We start from the raw sequence: 20,627 nt of genomic DNA, 5'->3' as shown, positions 1-20,627 counted from the left end.
AAGTCCTTGATAACGCCTTCTGCTAACCTTGCGGTCATAAGAGCTGGTTATCCACCAGCCCAGGTTATAAAAATATCAGGAGAACGGGGATGAACTTTCCATTAATAGCGAACGTAGTCGTGTTCGCCGTATTGCTGTTTGCGCTGGGGCAAACTCGCCATAAACAGTGGAGCCTGGCCAGGAAGGTCCTGGTCGGCCTGGCGATTGGCGTGATCTTCGGTCTGGCGCTACAGCTGATCTATGGGTCTGACAGCCAGGTGCTGAAAGATTCCATCCAGTGGTTCAATATCGTCGGCAACGGTTATGTCCAGCTGCTGCAAATGATCGTTATGCCGCTGGTCTTCGCGTCAATCCTTAGCGCCGTGGCCCGCCTGCACAATGCCTCGCAGCTGGGGAAAATCAGTTTCCTGAGCATCGGTACTCTGCTGTTCACCACCCTGATCGCCGCCCTGGTTGGCGTGCTGGTGACCAACATGTTCGGCCTCACCGCCGAGGGGCTGGTCCAGGGCAGCGCGGAGACCGCCCGTCTGAACGCCATTCAGAGCAACTATGTGGGTAAAGTGGCCGATCTCAGCGTCCCGCAGCTGATCCTCTCCTTCGTGCCGAAGAACCCATTTGCTGACCTCACCGGGGCTAACCCGACCTCGATCATCAGCATCGTCATTTTCTCGGCGTTCCTCGGCGTCGCAGCCCTGAAGCTGCTGAAAGAGGATGTGGAAAAAGGCCAGCGCGTACTGACCGCCATCGATACCCTGCAGGGCTGGGTGATGAAGCTGGTTCGTCTGGTGATGCAGCTGACCCCTTACGGCGTGCTGGCGCTGATGACCAAAGTGGTTGCCGGGTCGAATCTACAGGATATCATCAAGCTTGGCGGCTTCGTGGTGGCCTCGTACATCGCGCTGGGCATCATGTTTGTCGTTCACGGCCTGCTGCTGGCGATTAACGGCATCAGCCCGCTGAAGTACTTCCGTAAAGTCTGGCCGGTGATCACCTTCGCCTTCACCAGCCGCTCCAGCGCCGCCTCCATTCCACTGAACGTGGAAGCGCAGACCCGTCGTCTCGGCGTACCGGAGTCGATTGCCAGCTTCTCCGCCTCCTTTGGCGCCACCATTGGTCAGAACGGCTGCGCCGGTATCTACCCGGCCATGCTGGCGGTGATGGTCGCACCGACCGTAGGCATCAACCCGCTGGATCCGATGTGGATTGCCACCCTTGTGGGCATCGTCACCGTCAGCTCGGCGGGCGTCGCCGGAGTGGGCGGCGGGGCCACCTTCGCCGCGCTGATCGTCCTGCCGGCGATGGGCCTGCCGGTGACCCTCGTGGCGCTGCTGATCTCCGTCGAACCCCTGATCGATATGGGGCGTACCGCGCTGAACGTTAACGGCTCCATGACCGCCGGGACGCTGACCAGCCAGTGGCTGCGCCAGACCGACAAGTCGATTTTCGATAGCGAAGAAGAGGCCGAACTGGCGCATCGCTAAACGGTAAGCACAAAAAAACCGCTGATAATCAGCGGTTTTTTTATTTCTGCAGCAGATTCAGGCTTCAATCTCACCTTCCTGACGCACCTGGTTAGCCCAGCGCTGCGCCGACTCCGGCACGCTGAACGCCGGTGAACGGCGGAAATGCTCCCCCATCAGCAGAAAGGCGACATACTTCCCGCGCAAAATCCAGACATCGCGAAAATGGTCCATTTTCACGGCATGTTCCGGGGGCGCAGGCTCCACGCGCGGCACGTAGCTAATGACAGGGCGATTTTGTTGGCGCAATGGTTTCATAACAAATGGATTCACTAAGCAAAGCGGGAAACAGAAACCTCTATCATAGCCGATCGTGGCCCCGTTCGTCGCCCCCCTGCCGCCGATGCGCATTTTAGGATAACTCCCTGCCCCCTCGCCGGGCGCAGCCAGCGTAATGTTCTATAGTTAGAAGGGTTTTGGTTTATCAACGACCACTTTTAGCAATGAAAGCAGGAGACGAGCAATGTCTGATAAGCACCCAAACCCTCACCACCAGCAGGCACCGGTTCACGGCAGCGAGGAAGCGCAGCCGGGTCTCGACTCGCTGGCGCCGGATGACCGGGAGTGGCGCCCCACGCCGAAACCCACCGCCCCTGGCGCTGAACCGACCGCCCCTGGCAGCCTGAAAGCGCCTGATACCCACAGCAGCAAACTTGACGCCCTGGAGCCGCAGCGCAAAGGCGGAGAAGACTATCCGCTGACCACCAACCAGGGCGTGCGCATTGCCGACGATCAGAACTCGCTGCGCGCCGGCGCCCGCGGCCCAACGCTGCTGGAAGATTTCATTCTGCGGGAGAAGATCACCCATTTCGACCATGAGCGAATTCCGGAGCGTATCGTTCATGCCCGCGGCTCAGCGGCCCACGGTTACTTCCAGCCCTACAAAAGCCTGACAGCGTTGACCAAAGCCGATTTTCTCTCGGCAGCCGATAAAATCACCCCGGTCTTTGTGCGCTTCTCCACCGTGCAGGGCGGCGCGGGGTCGGCGGACACCGTTCGCGATATTCGCGGCTTCGCCACCAAGTTTTACACCGACGAGGGGATTTTTGACCTCGTCGGCAACAACACCCCGGTCTTCTTCATTCAGGACGCGCTGAAGTTTCCCGACTTTGTCCACGCCGTGAAGCCTGAGCCCCACTGGGCCATCCCCCAGGGACAAAGCGCTCACGACACCTTCTGGGACTACGTTTCCCTGCAGCCGGAAACGCTGCACAACGTGATGTGGGCGATGTCCGATCGCGGCATCCCGCGCAGCTATCGCACCATGGAAGGCTTCGGGATCCACACCTTCCGCCTGATCAATGCCGAGGGCAAAGCCACCTTTGTTCGCTTCCACTGGAAACCGGTCGCCGGCAAGGCGTCGCTGGTGTGGGATGAAGCGCAGAAGCTGACCGGCCGTGACCCCGATTTTCATCGCCGCGACCTGTGGGAGGCCATTGAAGCCGGGGACTACCCGGAATTTGAGCTCGGGCTGCAGCTGATCCCCGAGGAGAACGAATTTGATTTTGACTTCGACCTGTTAGATCCCACCAAGCTGATCCCTGAGGCGCTGGTGCCGGTGCAACGGGTCGGCAAAATGGTCCTCAACCGCAACCCGGACAACTTCTTTGCCGAGAACGAACAGGCGGCCTTCCATCCCGGGCATATCGTACCGGGCATCGATTTCAGCAACGATCCGCTGCTGCAGGGACGTCTCTTCTCCTACACCGATACGCAGATTAGCCGCCTCGGCGGACCGAATTTCCATGAAATCCCGATCAACCGGCCAACCTGCCCGTACCACAACTTCCAGCGCGACGGTATGCACCGGATGGAGATTGACACCAACCCGGCCAACTACGAACCCAACTCGATCAACGACAACTGGCCGCGCGAGACGCCGCCAGCCGCCAAACGCGGCGGTTTCGAGTCCCTTGCCGAACGCGTCGACGGCGAGAAGATCCGCCAGCGCAGCCCTTCATTCGGCGAATATTACGCCCAGCCGCGTCTGTTCTGGCTGAGCCAGACGCCGATTGAGCAGCAGCATATTATCGATGGCTTCAGCTTCGAGCTCAGCAAAGTGGTCCGCACCTGGATCCGCGAGCGGGTGGTCGATCACCTGGCCCATATTGATACCCGGCTGGCGGAAGCGGTCGGGGCGAATTTAGGTATCGAACTGAGCGATGAGCAGCGCAGCCTCACTCTGCCCTCCCCGGTCAACGGCGTGGAGAAAGATCCCACCCTGAGCCTCTATGCGGACGCCGAAGGGGATGTGAAAGGTCGCGTGGTGGCGGTGCTGCTCAATGAGCGTACCTCGGCGCAGGACCTGGTCCATCTCCTGCAGGCGCTACAGGCCCAGGGCGTGCACAGTAAACTGCTCTATTCGCGGATGGGCGAGGTCATCGCCGACGATGGTTCTCCCGTGCCGATCGCCGGCACCTTCGCCGGTTCCCCATCGCTGACGGTGGATGCCGTGGTGGTGCCCGGCGGCGACCTCAGCGCCCTGAGCCAGAGCGGCGATGCGCGCTACTACCTGCTGGAGGCCTATAAGCACCTGAAGCCGATCCTGCTGGCAGGCGATGCGCGGCAGTTAACGTCGGTTCTCCAGGTCCCGGCCCAGGGCGAAGAGGGCGTCATCGTTACCGATGCTCTCGACACCCCGGCGGCAGATAAACTGCTCGCCCTGATGACGGCCCACCGGGTGTGGTCGAGAAGCCCGAAAATCGCCGCTATTCCGGCGTAGCAAAAAGCCCGGCACGGTGTGCCGGGCTTGACTCACTTTCCTTTCCCCCGTCGGGCTTACACGTCGCGGTAGGTTCCCAGGCGATAACCCCGGTCGGCCACCGCCGCTTTCAGCGAGGCAGAGGTCAGCACATCAAGCTCGCCCAGCCGCGGGTAGCAGTAGGCGCTGCCCATGATGGTCTGGTCGACAAAGGCCGGATGACACATCACCTCCAGGGAGCGCTCCTCGCGGGCGATTGAGGCGTCCAGCGTCTGCAGGAACAGCGCCTCAGAGACGGCTTCCCCGTAAAACTCGCTGCTGAAGCCTGCGCTGCTGCGCGCCGCCTGCTGATCGAGACCGCTCTGCGCCGCCACCTGGCGATCGATGCGCAACGCGATGCCCTTGTCGCGGGCAAAAGCGGCGACGATGGGATAGATCGGGGCGATCATATGCACATGGTGATGGCTGTCGAGATGCGTCGGCTCATGGCCGAAGAGATCGATAAAACGACGGTACTGACACGCCAGCTCATGGGCAATCTCCTCCAGCGGCAGGGTATCTTCTTCCGCCTGCTGCCAGATCCATTTGCCCAGCCGGCCGTCGCGGGTTAACCCCGGCATGGCCGACAGCGGTTCGCCCAGCGTCAGCACAAAGTGCATCCCGACCGCCAGCTCCGGCGTACTGCGGCTCAACTGGGCGGCGTGGTCAATAGCCGCGCCGTTGACCAGCGCCGTAGTCGATGTCACCACGCCGTTGCGGCAGGCTTCGATAATGCCATAGTTCTGCCCTTTACTGAGGCCGAAGTCGTCGGCGTTGACGATCAATACGCGTTCCATTTGCCGCTCCCGTTACGCTTTCAGTTTTTCGATCGTCGCCGCAAAGTTCGGCAGCCATTTTTCATGAGCCAGAATCATCTCCCGCGCCAGCTGCTCGGCGTCACGATCGGAATGGATCAGCGGGCTTAAGTTCAGCGCCAGCAGCACGTCGTTCAGCTCGCCGCTGATCGCCGCCTGGCTGGCCGCCACTTCAAACCCTTTGATGGTGTAGATAAGCCCCAGCACCTTCTCGTCGAAATGGGTGATGCGCGGCGTCGGCTTCGCGCCATCGCGACCTAAGGTGCAGCTCATCTCGACCGCCCAGTCCGCCGGGATATTATCGATATGGCCATGATGCGGGATATTTACATAGTGCTCAGTCTGCTTGTCGTTATAGATAGCGTTGATCACTTCGCAAGCGGCATCGGAGTAATAGGCGCCGCCGCGCTGCTCCAGCTCCTTCGGCTTGACCTTGAGATCCGGATTTTTATACAGCTCGAACAGCTGCTTCTCCACCTTCTGCACCACCTGGGCGCGCGCGCCGCCCTTATAGTACTCGCCCATCTCAATCGCCAGCATCTCTTTTGGCTTAAAGTAATAGAGCAGATAGGAGCATGGGATCAGGCGCAGGGAGCGGATCAGCCCCTCGCTAAACGGCAGGTCGAAGATATTTTTTACCGAGTTCGCGGTCAGGCGGCCGGAGGCAACGCCGTCCAGCAGTTCATCGAAGCGCGAGACGCCGTTAACCAGCACGTCGCGGACGAACACCAGGTGGTTCAGACCGAACAGGTCGATGTTCAGCTCATCGCTCGGGCTGAGCTGCAGCACGTCGGTGATGAACATCTTCATGCCGATGGGAATGTTGCACACGCCGATAAAGCGTTTGAAACTGGTGTGGCGATAGACCGCCTCGGTGACCATGCCCGCCGGGTTGGTGAAGTTAATGATCCATGCGTCCGGGCAGATCTCCTGCACATCTTTCACGATGTCGAAAATCACCGGGATGGTACGCAGCCCTTTAAACAGCCCGCCCGCCCCGTTGGTCTCCTGGCCAAGATAGCCGTGGCTCAGCGGGATGCGCTCATCTTTTTCACGCGCCTTCAGCTGGCCCACACGCAGCTGGGTGGTAACGAAATCCGCGCCCTGCAGCGCCTCGCGGCGGTTCAGCGTTTTATAAACCTTCATCGGCACGCCGGCTTTTTCCACCATCCGCTCGCACAGCGCATGGATAATATCGAGCTTCTCCTGGCCCTCTTCCACATCCACCAGCCACAGCTCTGTCACCGGCAGTTCATGATAACGTTTCAGGAAACCTTCCAGTAATTCCGGGGTATAGCTGCTACCGCCGCCAATGGTGACGACTTTTAATTTCTGGCTCATTTTTTTCTCCCTTAGGCGCTGCGCCTGGGCGCAGGCCGCTCTCCGCATAAATGCGGACAGTTAACTTAAATTAGTTACGGTGTAAGCCGGGCGGCTAATACCGCGCGGGTTTAATTAATACTGGTCAAATGTTTGCGATAACTGCTCGGCGTAAACGAGGTCAGCTTTTTAAAGGTTTTAATAAACAGGCTCGGGCTGCTGTACCCTGATTCATAGGCTATATCCGTCACCGAATAGTTGGTAATTTCCAGCTGCTTTTTGGCAAAGTTGATACGGATATCGTTAATTATCTGCATCGGCGTTTTACCATAATAGCGCTGGGTCGCCCGGGTTAAATATTCCTGCGTTTTGCCCGATAGCCGAACCATATTCTCGAGGGCGCTCTCGCCAAACTCCAGTTTATCGTGCATGGCCTCAACGGTATTTTTTAACCATTGTGGGACGACGTCTGCAACCGGCTCTTCGCGATAGTGACGTAAACGGTTAATGACATAAAAGGAGACCAGCTCGATAAATTCGTCAAATTCCGTTTCGCGAAAATTGAGTGAGGCGATGACCGACTCAATATAGCCGAGAAAAGCGCTCTGCACGGCATAGACCTGCGACGCCACCAGGCCAAACGGCAGCAGCGGCAGATAGTGTTTCTCAAAGAAGCGCCTGCTGATGCCGACGTTAAGGATGCGCGTCGCACCAAATTCGTAGAAGCTCTGGTGGTGCGAGCCCATCGGGATAAAGACAAAATCCCCGCGCTCCAGCAGCACCCGTTTGCCATTGATCTCCTGGTAATAGCGCCCGGTTAATACGACGGTAAATTCGTAGTAATCATGCTGGTGGAGCCCGCTCACGCTTTCCGTTTTGTTATAGATGACCACATGAAAGTTCTTCCCGTTGAACAACTGCTGTTCTCTGGCGGTACTGATCTCGGTGGTCATCATCCTGGGCTGCCTCATCGTCGTGATGGCCTATTGTACCTTCTCGTGCAGCTCAATCAATTCCGCAACCAGCTCGCGGGCCAGCATGGAGGTCATCAGGTGATCCTGAGCATGCACCAGCACCAGGCTGACCTTCATTTTCCCTTCGCCCTCGTCGCTTTCGATAAGCTGGGTCTGCACGCGATGCGCCTCGCTCAGCGCCTGACGCGACTGCTCCATCATCGATTTCGCCGCGGCAAAATCTCCCTGCTTGGCCTGTTTTAGCGCGGCATAGGCCAGGCTACGGGCTTGTCCGGAGTTGATAATCAGCCCCATCACCACCTCTTCGAGGTCGTTTTCCGGGGTCTCTACCGCGTCGATGTTGTCCAGATCAAACATAATATTTCCCTCATTTCTCAGGCGGTACGGGACGCTGCCCGTACCGCGCGGTATCAGAATTTCAGTGCGTTGGCGATGTCTTCTTCGCTCTCTTCCTGCTCGATGACGGTCTGCGCTTTATTCGACAGCACCACAAACGGCAGGTAGACCAGGGTGGAGACGCCAAGGTTGAACAGGGCGACCAGCAGAGCGGCGACGCTGCCGTTACTGTTGAAGAACGCCCCCAGGCCAGTTGGCATGGTCCACGGCGCCAGGTTGGTCACCGGTGGGATAATCCCCAGGCTGTAGGCCGCGAGAGTAATGGCCGCCAGAATCGGCTGGACCAGCACGAACGGGATGAACATGACCGGGTTCATGATGATCGGCAGGCCAAACAGAATCGGTTCGTTAATCTGGAAGATGCCTGACGGCAGCGCCAGCTTCGCAACCTGACGATGGTCAGCGCGACGGGAAGCGATAAAGATGGCGATGATCAGACCCAGCGTCGCCCCGGAACCCCCCAGCAGGATGTAGGAGTCGAGCATCGGCTTGGCCCAGAAGTGGAACTGTTTACCCGCTTCGATCGCCGCATCAACCGATCCGTACTGGTTGTACAGCGCGATGTTTTCCAGCGCCCACGGCGTCATGATGCCGTTATCCAGCGCGGTCAGCGCCAGCGAACCGTGCACCCCGAAGAACCACAGCAGGGAGTTAAAGATGACGTATGCCCAGCCGACCACGCTGCCCATCGCCGCCAGCGGCGTAGAGATGGAGTCCATGATGATCTGGTGGAAGTTGCTGCCGTAGCTCGACAGGGCCCACGAGATAATGCCGAAGATGGAGAGGATCAAGAAGCCAGGGATCAGCGCGGAGAAAGAGCGCGATACCGACCCCGGCACGCTGTCCGGGAGTCTGATTACCCAGTTGCGACGGATCACGAAGGTGAACAGCTCCGCGACGACCAGACCGATAATCATGCCGGAGATGATGTTCTGCCCGCCCAGCCAGTTGGCGCCGACGGCATAGGCTTCGCCCACGCTATACGGGGTCACGGTCATGAAGGCCGCGACCGCCAACAGGCCTGCGGCCATCGGGTCGACTTTGCGCTCTTCCGCCAGCGCGGAGCCAATAAAGAATGGCGCCATCAGCGACATAATGCCGAGGGTACCGTTATAGACGTTACCGCCGATAGCCTTAAAACCGTTTAAGGTTTCAATGGTGGAGGCATCCAGGCGAATGCCCATGGAATAAAAGAAAGAGCCTTCGCCGAAGCTCAGAAAAACGTTGTTAATTAATACAAACATGGCCCCGGCGAGGGTCAACGGCATTAATTTAATGAATCCATTTTTAATCGCATTAATATGCGGCTGTTTTCCTATTTTCACTGCAAAAGGAAGGAGTACCTTTTCAAGCGAGTCGATCACTTTACTCATAGTCAATACCCTTAAAAGCCGCAATAAACTATTACGGCGATGATGTATGAAATTACTCTTTGACGGGAAAATAAACTCTTTATTCTTTGACACCCGGCAACGGGATGCCGCCAGGCGTCAAAATATATCGAGTTTTAAAATTTAAAATTATTGTGCTGCAGCTTTCTTAATGGCCGCGACGGCGGCTTTCAATACACCTAAACCATCCACCTTGCCATACAGAAGAGAATCGATGACTTCTACCGGTTTATTCGGCAGCAGGCGCTGAATTTCCGGTAACATATACGCAATTTGTGGCCCTAATAATACAACGTCGGCTTCCGGTCCCTTTTCACCCGCGAGAGTCTCAGGATAGGCTTCAATAATGACCGGGACTTCGTATTTTTCCGCCTGCGCCCGCATTTTGGAGACCAGCAGTGACGTGGACATGCCTGCCGAGCAGAACAGATAAATGTGTTTCTTTTCCATGAACGCTTCCTCAATGTGTGAGACCAGGGCCTTCAGTAACCGCTGAGAGCCGGTAAGACTGGTAACATCCGGTTAATTCTGTTTATGGGTTGAGTATACGGCAACCTGAGCCGTCGTGATAATTCCCTGTTGAACAGAATTGTCTCTCATTGACCTCCGGTTTTGACTACCCTCACATTTTCATCCAAATAATTCGCGCAATTAAATAAGCATCAGGACTCACAAAAAAGCCCGACCAGTGGTCGGGCTTACGTACAACTCAGTCAACAGTAGGGCGCTTACTTAGCGTTGCGCGGATCCGTATCATACTCAGCGCAGGTCTGGTAGCCGGAGTTCATCACGTGCCCCGTTTCGTCGAGGGCCACAAAGTAGGTCTCCACTTTACCATCTCGTTGACCGAGGATATAGGTCTGGCAGGTGCCGCGGGCATGGACCATCGTCACTTCCGTTGAAGGTTTGCCAGCGATCTGCATCACCTGCTCACGCGACATTCCTTTCTTCACATCTTTCACCACCGGCTGGGTAAACTGGTCTTTGGTACGATCGTAAGCGGTACAGCCCGCGAGTAAGGTTAACGCGACGGTGACGCCCAGTATTCCTGCTAAGCTTTTGTTCATTTTGGTTCCTCTCTTCCACTGTGTAACGATAAGCCTGGAATAAATAGTGTTATTTTTCAAGCCGAACAGCGAAATCATGTCTGATTGTGTTATTGCGTAAACAGGATTGACGCTCCGCCGACGACCGGCGCTTTCTCCTGCGCGCGGGCATCTATAATGAAATCCTATGTCATTGATTGCCTTCTTTTCCGGCAGTCAAAACCCCGGTCCTTGTCGTTTCAGCGGCAAAGAGGTAGCTTTAAGCCAACAGGTTGCCAAACAGATTCATTTTCGGAGGGCGCGATGACGCTACAACAAGAGATTATTCAGGCGCTGGGCGCGAAGCCGCAGATTGATGCCGCAGGCGAGATCCGCCGCAGCGTCGATTTCCTGAAATCCTATCTGCAGACTTACCCTTTTATTAAATCGCTGGTGCTGGGTATCAGCGGCGGCCAGGACTCGACCCTGACGGGGAAACTGTGCCAGATGGCGATCAATGAACTGCGCGCCGAAACTGGCGACAGCAGCCTGCAGTTTATCGCCGTGCGTTTACCCTACGGCGTGCAGGCGGATGAGCAGGACTGCCAGGATGCCATCGCCTTTATTCAGCCTGACCGCGTGTTGACGGTGAATATCAAAGCCTCGGTACTGGCAAGCGAACAGGCCCTGCGCGAAGCGGGGATCGAACTGAGCGACTTCGTTCGCGGCAACGAAAAAGCCCGTGAGCGCATGAAAGCCCAGTACAGCATCGCCGGGATGACCAAAGGGGTGGTGGTCGGCACCGACCATGCGGCGGAAGCGATTACCGGCTTCTTCACTAAATATGGCGACGGCGGCACCGACATCAACCCGATCTTCCGCCTGAACAAACGTCAGGGCAAACAGCTGCTGGCCCATCTCGGCTGCCCGGAACATCTGTATAAGAAGCTGCCGACCGCCGATCTGGAAGACGATCGCCCCTCCCTGCCGGATGAAGTGGCGCTGGGGGTCACCTATGAGAATATCGACGACTATCTGGAAGGCAAAACGCTGGACCCCAGCATCGCCAAAACGATCGAAGGCTGGTATCTGAAAACCGAACACAAGCGTCGGCCGCCCATCACCGTCTTTGACGATTTCTGGAAAAAATAGTCCCTCCCCCGCCCCGGCCCGCGCCGGGGTTATTTTTTGCGCTTTTCGCCGCAAAAACCGCCTGCTATACTGGATAGATAGACAGTATCAGGAGTTATTGTGGCCAGAAAGCAATCTGCCCCGCGTCTGGAGTTTGAGGCGGCGGCGATCTATGAATATCCCGAACACCTTCGCCCGTGGCTGGAGGCGCTGCCGAAGCTGCCGGGCGTCTATCAATTTCACGGCGACAGCGACACGATGCCGCTCTATATCGGCAAGAGCGTTAACCTGCGCAGCCGGGTGCTCTCCCACCTGCGCACGCCTGAAGAGGCCGCGATGCTGCGTCAGTCCCGGCGTATTACCTGGCAGCGCACCGCTGGCGAGCTTGGGGCCCTGCTGCTGGAGGCGCGGTTAATTAAAGAGCAGCAGCCGCTGTTTAACAAGCGGCTACGGCGTAACAAGCAACTCTGCGCCTGGCTGCTTGCGGACGACCGGCCGCAGATTGTCTATGCCCGCGAGGTTGATTTCTCTCATCAGCAGCATCTCTATGGTCTGTTCGCCAACCGGCGGGCGGCGCTGCAGATGCTGCAGAGCCTCGCTGACGAACAGCGCCTCTGTTATGGCCTGCTCGGTCTGGAGCCGCTCAGCCGCGGTCGCGCCTGCTTTCGATCCGCGCTGGGCCGCTGCGCCGGCGCCTGCTGTGGAAAGGAGAGCGTGGAGGCGCACCGCCAGCGTCTGCTGGCGCAGATGAGCAAGCTGCAGCTGGTGTGCTGGCCTTGGGCAGGAGCGGTGGCGCTGGAGGAGCGCGGCCCTGATATGACGCAGTATCATGTCATTCATAACTGGCTGTGGCTGGGGGCCGTCGACTCGCTCGACCAGGCCGCTGAGCTCACCCGCCTGCCCGCCGGATTCGACCAGGATGGTTACAAAATTCTCTGTAAGCCTCTGCTCAGCGGCAATTACCCGCTGCACCCGCTTAGCTGAGAAGCCAGAAAGAAAAAACCGCCGGCCCTGCCCAACGCCTGATGGCATTATTGGGCAAGACCGGCGGTCTTGATTCAGTACGCTACATTATTCAGCGGGTGCAGGCATTTTACCTGCCGGCGCGTTGCGTTCTGTCAGATGCTTCTCAAAATTGGCATTGAACTGTTTTTTCTGCTCTGGAGTCAGAATGTTGTAGATCTTGTTCTGCGTTTCCAGGCGGGACAGCGCCATCGCTTTATGCTGCGCCTCCATCTTATCGATCTGCGCTTCCGCTTTCGCCTTGTCGAAGGTATCGCTGGCGATCAGCTCGTGCATCGCGCGGCGTTCGTCAAGGGACGGACGCTTCATGTTTTCGCGCTGGCTCTTCATGATGTCGCGGATCTGCTGCTTCTGCGCATCGGTCAGATTGAGGCCTTTAAACATCATGTCATGCTGACCCGGGCCGCCTTTATGATGCATCATCATCGGCTTGCTGTCGCTCGGCGCGGTGGTGGTATCGGCGGCGTGTGCCAGGTTAGCCGCGCCCAGAGCCAGAGTAGAGGCAACAAACAGTGCAGTGAGTTTCTTCATCATTCAATCCTTACTTTACGTTATTCTTACGGCGCGTTGCCGTGTTGACGAGATTAACTTTACGACGTTAATCGTCAATTAGTCAGAGCAAGAGTAAAACAATGAAAGTGTAAAAAACAGTTTCTCACCAATTATGGAGAAAATAAGGAATTTGAACGAGGAATTGCAATAAAAAATAAATAACCTACTGTTTTGCAGAGAAATTATGGAGAGTATAAAGGAGGGGAGATTAAAAACAAAGCATTTTACCAGGAATAATCCGCAAATTTACGCTGGCGCACGAAAAAATAAGAAGATGTAAAACGACGTGCGAAATTAAGCAGGCCGCCCGGCGGACGGCTTGCCCTCAGGGTAATTTTTCCAGCATCAGGCCAGCGCGCAGCCCCCTCGCCACCGCCGGATTGGGAAACAGAACATACTCCGGCTCAGCCCCCACCACATACCGCATCTCCCCCTCCTCCGCCAACAGCGTGCCTGGGGCGAAGGGGGTGAAGTTCAGCGTCCGATCCGCCATATGCAGACGGAAATCATCGCTATGGCGGGTGATCTGCTGCACCACCCGGTAGCGCAACGGCGCCGGGGCGTCGGCAATGGCCAGATCCCCCACCAACAGCCGGGAGATAGCCCCCTCGGCGGCGGCAAACTGCGTCAGATCGTTTTCCCCCAACGGCAGCGCTTTGCCCAGCTCAAGGGTGCAGGCCAGCGCCGCGAACCGCTCGCAGCTGAAGTGAGTGAAGGTCCCGCCTGGCTGGCGATGAAACACCAACGCCTCAAGCCCGGCGCCGCCCAGCCAGTGAAGAAAATCCTCCTCCCAGGGCGTATCGCGGGCCGGGAGCACCCCGAAACGCGGATGCAGCGACCCGCGGATCGCGGTATGCAGATCGAGGTGCCAGCGCGGACCATCGTGGTCGCGATAGAAGCGGCCCACCGCCTGCTCCAGCCGCTGCGCCCGCTGCGTCTCCTCGCTGGCCGGGAATTGCCGCCAGCGCTCGCCAAACATCCGGTTCATATCGCTGTGCAGATAGCGTTTATTCGCCCGCAGCGCCGGCGGGTTACCGACGATCACCAGCAGCCGCCAGCGCAGGGGGAGTTCCTCCCGAACCAGCCGCTGCACCAGCCGGTCGACAATCTCCACCGGCGCCGTTTCGTTGCCATGAATGGCGCAGGAGAGCACCAGCCCGCGCTCGCAGCGCGCATGCGGCGTCAGCTCAAGGATCCCCTCCCCAAGCCAGTGCCAGCGGAAATGGGCCGTCTCGCCGTGAAAGTGATGGGGCAAACGCCCCGCCAGGGTTAATGCCAGAAAGTGTTCCACCGCGCCCCCTTATTGCTGAAATGGATAAACCGAACCGAGCTGCAGGATCTGGGTCAACCGATCCAGCGCGTCGCGCCCTTCCCGCAGCAGCTGGGGGTCGGCGAGGTCGGCCTGGGTGAGACGATCGCGATAGTAGCGATCCACCCAATCATTGAGGGTGGCAAACAGCGTATCGTTCATCAGGACGTGCGGATTGACCGCCTGATACTCCTCGGCCGTCAACACTACCCGCAGGCGCAGGCACGCCGGACCGCCGCCGTTGGCCATACTCTCGCGCAGATCAAAAACCTGCAGCGCGGCGATGGGGTTATCCCCGGCCAGCAGCTCATTGAGATAGTTCCACACGCCCGGATGCGCCTGGGCTTCCTGGGGCAGGATCAGCGCCATGCTGCCGTCCGCCCGGCTCAACAGCTGGCTGTTGAACAGATAGGTGGCAACCGCCTCTTCCACCGTGACCCGGCTGGCGGGAACCACCAGCGGGGTGAAGCCCGGCACCTGCTGCGCCAGCTGCTGCAAAACCGCGTTCTGGTCGGCAAAGGCCTGCTCATGGCAGAACAGGACCTGACGATTGCTCACCGCGATGACATCGTTATGAAAAACCCCCATGTCTATCGCCGCCGGATGCTGGCGGGCGAAGATCAGCTGGCGGGGATTGACCTGATTAAGGCGCGCCACCGCCTGGCTGGCCTCAAGAGTTTGCCGCGCCGGATAGCGACGCGGCGCCTCTTCGCTTCCCCGGCGGCGGCCATAGACAAAGAGCTGAACGCCGGGGGCGCCATATTCGCCGCCGAGACGGTTATGGTTCGCCGCCCCTTCGTCGCCAAACCATGCCGAGGCAGGCAGCGCCGGATGGATGGCAAATCGCGTGCGGTCCGGGAAGATCGCCTGCAGTAACGCTCCGGTGGTGGGGGCTTCGCTGGCGCGGTGGAATTTATCCTGCAGATTCGCCACCGTCAGGTGTACCAGGCCATCCAGCGAATCGGCGGAGGGACAGACCGTCGCGGCGTTGGCCACCCACATCGCCGAGGCCGAACTCACCGCCGACAGCAGATCCGGATCCTGCTGAGCCGCGCGAGCCACCACCTGTTCATCGCTGCCGCTAAAGCCCAGCTGACGCAGGAGCGGCACGTTGGGCCGCTCCTGAGGGGGGATCACCGCCTGCGGATAGCCGGCGTCGGCGAGGGCTTTCATTTTTTTTAGCCCCTGCTTTGCCGCCAGCTGCGGGTTCGACACCCGAAAGCGGTGCCGCGTGGAGGCCTCATTGCCAAAGGAGAGACCGGCGTAGTGATGGGTCAGTCCGGGCAGACCGTCAAAGTTGACTTCGCGGGCGGTCATGACGCCTCCCCGGCCCGAAAGTCGAGCCCCGGATTGAGACTGGCGGGCAGCGTCAGGGTCGGCGATTCGAGACTGGCCATCGGCCAGGCGCAATAATCGGCGGCATACCAGGCCCCGGGGCGATGATTGCCAGAGGCCCCGGTGCCGCCGAACGGCGCGGTACTCGCCGCCCCGGTCAGCGGTTTGTTCCAATTGACTATCCCGGCCCGCGCCTCGAGCAGCAGCCGATCGAACTTCTCCCGTTCCGGGGAAATTAACCCGCAGGAGAGCCCGAAGCGGGTGGCATTGGCCAGGGCAATCGCCTCCTCGAAAGTGCCGTAGCGCCAGACGCCAAGCAGCGGGCCGAACACCTCTTCATCCTCGACCTGGGCCACGTCGCTCATGTCGACAATCCCCGGCGTCAGTAGCGACGTCCCGGCCTGCAACAAGCGCGGCTCCAGTAGGGTGGCTGCGCCAGCGGCGATCCGCTGCAGCCAGGCCTGATGCACTTTCTGCGCGGCCTGTTCAGAGATAAGCCCGCCGAGAAACGGCTGCGGCTCAGCGTCCCACGCCGCGGGGATCAGCCGTTGGCTCACCGTCACCAGCCTGGAGAGGAAAGCATCTCCCGCCTCTCCGCGCCGGACCAGCAGACGCCGGGCGCAGGTGCAGCGCTGGCCGGCGGTAATAAAGGCGGACTGGATGGTCAGATGCACCGCGGCATCGACGTCCCGCGGATCGTCGACGATCAGCGGGTTATTGCCGCCCATCTCCAGCGCGAGGATCTTCTGCGGCTGTCCGGCCAGCTGGCGATGCAGATGAAAACCGGTGGTCGAGCTGCCGGTAAACAGCAGCCCGTCGATATCCGCCTGGCCGCTGAGCGCCTCGCCGGTTTCCCGACCGCCCTGCAGCAGGTTGAGCACCCCGGCGGGCAGGCCGGCCTGCTCCCACAGCTTCACCACCGCTTCGCCACTGTGCGGGGTGAGTTCGCTGGGTTTAAACACCACGGTATTGCCCGCCAGCAGCGCTGGCACGATATGCCCGTTCGGCAGATGGCCGGGAAAGTTATAGGGGCCAAAGACCGCCAGCACGCCATGCGGCCGGTGACGCAGCGTCGCGGCGCCATCGGGCAGATCGCTGTGCTGTTCGCCGGTGCGGGTGTGGTACGCCTTCACCGAGATCGCCACCTTGTTGATCATCGCCGTCACTTCCCCGGCCGCCTCCCAGCGCGGCTTTCCGGTCTCGGCGCCGATAATCGCCGTCAGCTCCGCCTTGCTGGCCTCCAGCAGCGCGGCAAACTTTTCGACGATGACCTGGCGGTCGGCAAACGGCAGCCGCGCCCAGGCCGGGAACGCCTGGCGGGCAGCCGCCACCGCCTCGGCGACCTGCCCGGCGTCCGCCGCCTCTCCCTGCCAGACAACCTTCAGGTTGACCGGATCCTGTTTGCTGAAGCGCGGCCCATCGCCGGGTCGCCACTCGCCGTTAATCCACAGACTCATGCGGTTTTCTCCTCAGGGATCAAGCGCACCATGCGCACCTGGTCGCCGGCATGACACTTCAGCATATCCAGCTCGCGGGCACTGAGGGTCAGGGTGTCGCCATCCGGGTCGGCATGCACCAGCAGGGCGCGGAACTGGTGGTACTGTTCGTTCGCCACCAGGCACAGCGGCCCGTCGCCGGGCGGCGTTTCGCCGGCCTCGGTGGTCACCAGACGGCTTTTGCGGATCGCCCGCACCCGGTCGATATCGCACTCCAGGGTCGGGCCGCCGTCGAAAATATCGATGTAGTTCAGGTAGCGGAACCCCTCTTTCTCCAGCACCGTCCGGGCCGGGGCGGTCTGCGGGTGGACCTTGCCGATCACCGCCTGCGCCTCGGGGGTGAGGAAATCGATATACAGCGGGTGCTTGGGCATCAGGGCGGCAATAAAAGCCTTCTGTCCTGTGCCGCACAGGTAGTCGGCGCGGGAAAACTCCATGGCGAAAAAGCGTTTGCCCAGGCTCTCCCAGAACGGGGAATAGCCGTGCTCGTCAATCACCCCGCGCATCTCGGCAACCACCTTCTCATTAAAGCGCTCGCGAAAGGCGGCCATAAATAAGAAGCGCGATTTCGACAGCAGATAGCCATTGCCCTCTTTGCGCCACTGCGGGTCGAGGAACAGGGTACACAGCTCGCTGCTGCCGGTGTGGTCGTTACTGAGAAACAGCGTCGGCAGCGCCTGATAGACGTTAAGCTCCTTCGAGGCATGGACCTGGGTGCCGACCCGGTAGTTGTACCAGGGATCGTTGAGCCCCACCGCCACCTCTATCGCGCAGATGCCCACCACTGCGCCGCTCTCGCTCTCTTCCAGCACAAAGACATAGCCCTGCTCGCTTTTCGGCAGCTCGCCGCGCCAGGTTTGCTGTGAGCGGGCGATCCGCGCCGCGAGGGTGGCTTCATCCACCGGCAGCGAGGTCAGCCCGCCGCCGGTCTCCGCCGCCAGCTTCAGCAGCCCGGGCAGATCGCCCGGCTCCACCGGTCGAATAACCATCATGATGAAACTCCCGCCAGGAATCGCGCGCAGGCCCGCTCAACGAGATCCAGCCCGCTGTTCACCTCTTCTTCACTGACGTTCAGCGCCGGCGCGAAACGCACCACGTTGGCGCCGGCGATCAGGATCATCACGCCCTCTTCCGCCGCCAGGTTGCTGAGGGTTTTCGCCTTCCCGGCCCAGGCGTCGTTCAGCACGCAGCCGATCAGCAGCCCCAGGCCGCGGATCTCCTTGAACAGACCATAGCGGGCGTTGATCGCCTGCAGGCGTTCGCAAAACCACTGATGGCGCTGTCTGACGCCGGAGAGCACTTCCGGGGTATTGACGATCGACAGCAGCTCGCCGGCCACCGCCCCCGCCAGCGGGTTACCGCCGTAGGTGGTGCCGTGGGTGCCGACGGTCATCACGCTGGCGCAGGCCTCTGTCGCCAGCAGTGCGCCGATGGGGAAGCCGCCGCCCAGCGCTTTGGCGGTGGTCAGCACATCGGGGGTCACGCCGTAGTGCATATAGGCATACAATTCGCCGGTGCGTCCGACCCCGGTCTGCACTTCATCGAAAATCAGCAGGGCGTTGTGCTGGTCGCAAAGCTGGCGCAGGCCGCGTAAAAACTCGACGCTGGCCGGCACCACGCCGCCTTCGCCCTGCACCGGCTCGACGATCACCGCGCAGGTTTGGTCATTGATTAAGGCCTTTGCCGACGCGAGATTGTTAAACACCGCATGCTGGATCTGCGGCGGCAGCGGGGCAAAATCCCGGGAGTAGGCCGGCTGACCGCCTGCCGAAACGGTGAACAGCGTCCGCCCGTGGAAGGCGTTCTGGAAGGCGACAATGCCGCTTTTCTCGCTGCCAAAGCGATCGTGGGCATATTTACGCGCCAGCTTGAGCGCCGCCTCATTGGCCTCGGCCCCGGAGTTACAGAAGAAGACCCGGTCGGCGAAGGTGGCATCGATAAGCATTTTGGCCAGACGCAGGATCGGCTCATTGGTATAGCCATTGCCGGTATGCCAGAACTTGCCAGCCTGATCGGTGAGGGCCTGCACCAGCCGCGGATGCGCATGCCCCAGCGCGTTCACGGCGATGCCTCCGGCAAAATCGATATACTCTTTGCCCTGCTGATCCCACAGCCGCGACCCGGCGCCCCGCACCGGAATAAAAGCCGCTGGCGCGTAGACCGGCATCATCCATTCATCAAAGTGGTTACGCGTAATTGACTGAGACATATCGACCTCTTCCGGTAAATTAAAAGTAGCAATAATGTTAATAAATATGAGTTATTACGCTGTAAATGTAGATTGCACGGTTCGTGCCAGCCAGCGATAAAAATGCATAAACCGGATGAGATAACGAAATATCAATAAGTTACAACCTGGCGTTATTCACATAAAATGCATACTTAGTGAATAAGTATCCGATAAAGGGGGATGAACAGTGATTAAATAAGATAAGTTATGCAAAGGTAAGATATAATTCTGTAATTGTGATCTTCTGCGAAATTTATCGTAGCTATTTGCCCTTTTTTGGCGCGGCGTGCCCGCAAAAGGGGCACCCACGGCACGCTCATACGCAGCGATTGGCAGAATGACGCATCGGATGGCAGCCAGCCTGGCGAATTTCTGCTACCATCCCTGCACTATTCACCTTGCACAGTGGCAGCGACTATGAAATTCGTCTCTTTTAATATCAACGGCCTGCGCGCCCGCCCACACCAACTGGCCGCCATCGTCGAAAAGCACCAGCCGGACGTGATTGGCCTGCAGGAAACCAAAGTTCACGACGATATGTTCCCTCTCGAAGAGGTCGCCAGACTCGGCTATAACGTCTTTTATCACGGCCAGAAAGGCCATTATGGCGTCGCTCTGCTGACCAAAGAGACGCCGATTGCCGTCCGCCGCGGTTTCCCGGACGATGGCGAAGAGGCTCAGCGCCGCATCATCATGGCCGAGATCCCGTCGCCGTTCGGTAACGTTACGGTGATTAATGGTTATTTCCCGCAAGGTGAAAGCCGCGATCATGAGACCAAATTCCCGGCCAAAGCGGCGTTCTATCAGAATCTGCAGAACTACCTGGAGACCGAGCTCAATAAAGAGAATCCGGTGCTGATCATGGGCGATATGAACATCAGCCCTACCGATCTCGACATCGGTATCGGTGAAGAGAACCGCAAACGCTGGCTGCGCACCGGCAAATGTTCCTTCCTGCCGGAAGAGCGGGAATGGATGGACCGCCTGCTGGGCTGGGGCCTGGTGGATACCTGGCGTCAGGCTAACCCGGACAATCAGGAGTACTTCTCGTGGTTTGATTACCGCTCCAAAGGCTTCGACGATAACCGCGGGCTGCGCATCGACCTGCTGCTGGCCAGCCAGCCTCTGGCCCAGCGCTGCGTGGAGACCGGAATCGATTATGAGATCCGCGGGATGGAAAAACCGTCCGACCACGCGCCGGTGTGGGCCACCTTCCGGCCGTAAGCCACGTCCTGACCTGCCTCCCGCCGCGCGGGGGGCAGAATTTCCTGAGCAAAATCAACAAAGCGACGGTAAACCATTGTGGCCGTCGTCTGAACAGGATACTGTCGCGCGCACTTTTTAATGTCCACCGCGTCCAGGCTGTACAG

General features: G+C 59.2%; 20 protein-coding genes. 5 read left to right on the top strand and 15 right to left on the bottom strand.

The genetic code is table 11. The features are described 5' to 3' along the window. Positions 1-89 precede the first annotated feature (89 nt). Entirely contained in the window at positions 90-1,481 is a 1,392-nt protein-coding gene (locus ABLV52_RS14420; RefSeq protein ID WP_023289308.1) for an L-cystine transporter, read from the top strand. A gap of 57 nt (positions 1,482-1,538) precedes the next feature. Here the strand turns inward: ABLV52_RS14420 and cedA are convergent, their stop codons facing one another. Continuing rightward, positions 1,539-1,793, bottom strand: a complete 255-nt coding sequence (gene cedA, locus ABLV52_RS14415) for a cell division activator CedA (protein WP_008807754.1) — start codon at positions 1,791-1,793, stop codon at positions 1,539-1,541. Between the two features lie 190 nt (positions 1,794-1,983). Here cedA and katE point away from each other — a divergent pair, with 190 nt between their 5' ends. Then, positions 1,984-4,242: a catalase HPII gene (gene katE, locus ABLV52_RS14410; protein ID WP_023289306.1), complete on the top strand. Its 2,259-nt coding sequence runs from the start codon at positions 1,984-1,986 to the stop codon at positions 4,240-4,242. A gap of 56 nt (positions 4,243-4,298) precedes the next feature. Here the strand turns inward: katE and chbG are convergent, their stop codons facing one another. The 8 genes from chbG to osmE all read right to left on the bottom strand — a co-directional run bounded on the left by chbG (position 4,299) and on the right by osmE (position 10,223). Beyond that, positions 4,299-5,057: a chitin disaccharide deacetylase gene (gene chbG / locus ABLV52_RS14405; protein WP_032452530.1), complete on the bottom strand. Its 759-nt coding sequence runs from the start codon at positions 5,055-5,057 to the stop codon at positions 4,299-4,301. Positions 5,058-5,069: 12 nt separating this feature from the next. Beyond that, positions 5,070-6,416, bottom strand: coding sequence for a 6-phospho-beta-glucosidase (locus ABLV52_RS14400; RefSeq protein ID WP_044522424.1), 1,347 nt, complete (start codon positions 6,414-6,416; stop codon positions 5,070-5,072). Between the two features lie 110 nt (positions 6,417-6,526). After that, entirely contained in the window at positions 6,527-7,351 is an 825-nt protein-coding gene (chbR, locus tag ABLV52_RS14395; RefSeq protein WP_004203825.1) for a transcriptional regulator ChbR, read from the bottom strand. A gap of 27 nt (positions 7,352-7,378) precedes the next feature. Beyond that, a complete protein-coding gene (gene chbA, locus ABLV52_RS14390; protein ID WP_023289303.1) occupies positions 7,379-7,726 on the bottom strand; it encodes a PTS N,N'-diacetylchitobiose transporter subunit IIA in 348 nt (115 codons plus the stop codon). A 53-nt stretch (positions 7,727-7,779) separates the two neighbouring features. Continuing rightward, positions 7,780-9,138, bottom strand: coding sequence for a PTS N,N'-diacetylchitobiose transporter subunit IIC (gene chbC / locus ABLV52_RS14385; RefSeq protein ID WP_004203823.1), 1,359 nt, complete (start codon positions 9,136-9,138; stop codon positions 7,780-7,782). An 11-nt stretch (positions 9,139-9,149) separates the two neighbouring features. After that, positions 9,150-9,266: a hypothetical protein gene (locus tag ABLV52_RS14380; RefSeq protein WP_162543158.1), complete on the bottom strand. Its 117-nt coding sequence runs from the start codon at positions 9,264-9,266 to the stop codon at positions 9,150-9,152. 19 nt (positions 9,267-9,285) lie between these two features. Continuing rightward, the gene (gene chbB / locus ABLV52_RS14375; protein ID WP_002901547.1) at positions 9,286-9,606 is read right to left on the bottom strand and encodes a PTS N,N'-diacetylchitobiose transporter subunit IIB; all 321 of its coding nucleotides are present in this window, start codon (positions 9,604-9,606) and stop codon (positions 9,286-9,288) included. Positions 9,607-9,884: 278 nt separating this feature from the next. Beyond that, positions 9,885-10,223 (bottom strand): osmotically-inducible lipoprotein OsmE, encoded by a 339-nt coding sequence (gene osmE, locus ABLV52_RS14370; protein ID WP_023289302.1) that lies wholly within the window; start codon positions 10,221-10,223, stop codon positions 9,885-9,887. Between the two features lie 282 nt (positions 10,224-10,505). Here osmE and nadE point away from each other — a divergent pair, with 282 nt between their 5' ends. After that, on the top strand, positions 10,506-11,333 hold the full coding sequence (gene nadE, locus ABLV52_RS14365) for an ammonia-dependent NAD(+) synthetase (RefSeq protein ID WP_023289301.1): 828 nt from the start codon (positions 10,506-10,508) through the stop codon (positions 11,331-11,333). A 99-nt stretch (positions 11,334-11,432) separates the two neighbouring features. Next, complete coding sequence (gene cho, locus ABLV52_RS14360; RefSeq protein WP_348890538.1) at positions 11,433-12,296, top strand: excinuclease Cho; 864 nt, start codon at positions 11,433-11,435, stop codon at positions 12,294-12,296. A gap of 87 nt (positions 12,297-12,383) precedes the next feature. On the opposite strand, the gene spy is transcribed toward cho, so the two are convergent. From spy to ABLV52_RS14330, 6 genes are all read right to left on the bottom strand, one after another. Next, positions 12,384-12,869, bottom strand: a complete 486-nt coding sequence (gene spy / locus ABLV52_RS14355) for an ATP-independent periplasmic protein-refolding chaperone Spy (protein ID WP_072096650.1) — start codon at positions 12,867-12,869, stop codon at positions 12,384-12,386. A gap of 343 nt (positions 12,870-13,212) precedes the next feature. Beyond that, a complete protein-coding gene (gene astE / locus ABLV52_RS14350; protein WP_023289298.1) occupies positions 13,213-14,178 on the bottom strand; it encodes a succinylglutamate desuccinylase in 966 nt (321 codons plus the stop codon). A 9-nt stretch (positions 14,179-14,187) separates the two neighbouring features. Then, on the bottom strand, positions 14,188-15,513 hold the full coding sequence (gene astB / locus ABLV52_RS14345; protein WP_044522417.1) for an N-succinylarginine dihydrolase: 1,326 nt from the start codon (positions 15,511-15,513) through the stop codon (positions 14,188-14,190). Further along, positions 15,510-16,988, bottom strand: coding sequence for a succinylglutamate-semialdehyde dehydrogenase (gene astD, locus ABLV52_RS14340; RefSeq protein WP_348890537.1), 1,479 nt, complete (start codon positions 16,986-16,988; stop codon positions 15,510-15,512). The genes astB and astD overlap by 4 nt, the downstream gene beginning before the upstream one ends. Beyond that, positions 16,985-18,019, bottom strand: a complete 1,035-nt coding sequence (gene astA, locus ABLV52_RS14335) for an arginine N-succinyltransferase (RefSeq protein WP_023289295.1) — start codon at positions 18,017-18,019, stop codon at positions 16,985-16,987. The genes astD and astA overlap by 4 nt, the downstream gene beginning before the upstream one ends. After that, a complete protein-coding gene (locus tag ABLV52_RS14330) occupies positions 18,016-19,236 on the bottom strand; it encodes an aspartate aminotransferase family protein (RefSeq protein ID WP_348890536.1) in 1,221 nt (406 codons plus the stop codon). Before ABLV52_RS14330 ends, astA begins: the two co-directional genes overlap by 4 nt. A 438-nt stretch (positions 19,237-19,674) precedes the next feature. Here ABLV52_RS14330 and xthA point away from each other — a divergent pair, with 438 nt between their 5' ends. After that, positions 19,675-20,481 (top strand): exodeoxyribonuclease III, encoded by an 807-nt coding sequence (xthA, locus tag ABLV52_RS14325; RefSeq protein WP_218810167.1) that lies wholly within the window; start codon positions 19,675-19,677, stop codon positions 20,479-20,481. Positions 20,482-20,627: the final 146 nt, after the last annotated feature.

The organism is Klebsiella sp. GB_Kp056 (assembly GCF_040064755.1).
In the GTDB taxonomy this organism is placed as follows: Bacteria; Pseudomonadota; Gammaproteobacteria; order Enterobacterales; family Enterobacteriaceae; genus Klebsiella; species Klebsiella quasipneumoniae.
This window is presented reverse-complemented; position numbering and strand designations above follow the sequence as displayed.

Bases quoted from the DNA above. Each gene is read 5' to 3' on its own strand.
- osmE (WP_023289302.1), bottom strand. From the start codon at position 10,223: ATGAACAAAAGCTTAGCAGGAATACTGGGCGTCACCGTCGCGTTAACC.
- chbA (WP_023289303.1), bottom strand. From the start codon at position 7,726: ATGTTTGATCTGGACAACATCGACGCGGTAGAGACCCCGGAAAACGAC.
- chbG (WP_032452530.1), bottom strand. From the start codon at position 5,057: ATGGAACGCGTATTGATCGTCAACGCCGACGACTTCGGCCTCAGTAAA.
- xthA (WP_218810167.1), top strand. From the start codon at position 19,675: ATGAAATTCGTCTCTTTTAATATCAACGGCCTGCGCGCCCGCCCACAC.
- chbR (WP_004203825.1), bottom strand. From the start codon at position 7,351: ATGATGACCACCGAGATCAGTACCGCCAGAGAACAGCAGTTGTTCAAC.
- chbB (WP_002901547.1), bottom strand. From the start codon at position 9,606: ATGGAAAAGAAACACATTTATCTGTTCTGCTCGGCAGGCATGTCCACG.
- chbC (WP_004203823.1), bottom strand. From the start codon at position 9,138: ATGAGTAAAGTGATCGACTCGCTTGAAAAGGTACTCCTTCCTTTTGCA.
- ABLV52_RS14420 (WP_023289308.1), top strand. From the start codon at position 90: ATGAACTTTCCATTAATAGCGAACGTAGTCGTGTTCGCCGTATTGCTG.
- ABLV52_RS14400 (WP_044522424.1), bottom strand. From the start codon at position 6,416: ATGAGCCAGAAATTAAAAGTCGTCACCATTGGCGGCGGTAGCAGCTAT.
- astD (WP_348890537.1), bottom strand. From the start codon at position 16,988: ATGAGTCTGTGGATTAACGGCGAGTGGCGACCCGGCGATGGGCCGCGC.
- astA (WP_023289295.1), bottom strand. From the start codon at position 18,019: ATGATGGTTATTCGACCGGTGGAGCCGGGCGATCTGCCCGGGCTGCTG.
- ABLV52_RS14330 (WP_348890536.1), bottom strand. From the start codon at position 19,236: ATGTCTCAGTCAATTACGCGTAACCACTTTGATGAATGGATGATGCCG.
- spy (WP_072096650.1), bottom strand. From the start codon at position 12,869: ATGATGAAGAAACTCACTGCACTGTTTGTTGCCTCTACTCTGGCTCTG.
- katE (WP_023289306.1), top strand. From the start codon at position 1,984: ATGTCTGATAAGCACCCAAACCCTCACCACCAGCAGGCACCGGTTCAC.
- nadE (WP_023289301.1), top strand. From the start codon at position 10,506: ATGACGCTACAACAAGAGATTATTCAGGCGCTGGGCGCGAAGCCGCAG.
- astB (WP_044522417.1), bottom strand. From the start codon at position 15,513: ATGACCGCCCGCGAAGTCAACTTTGACGGTCTGCCCGGACTGACCCAT.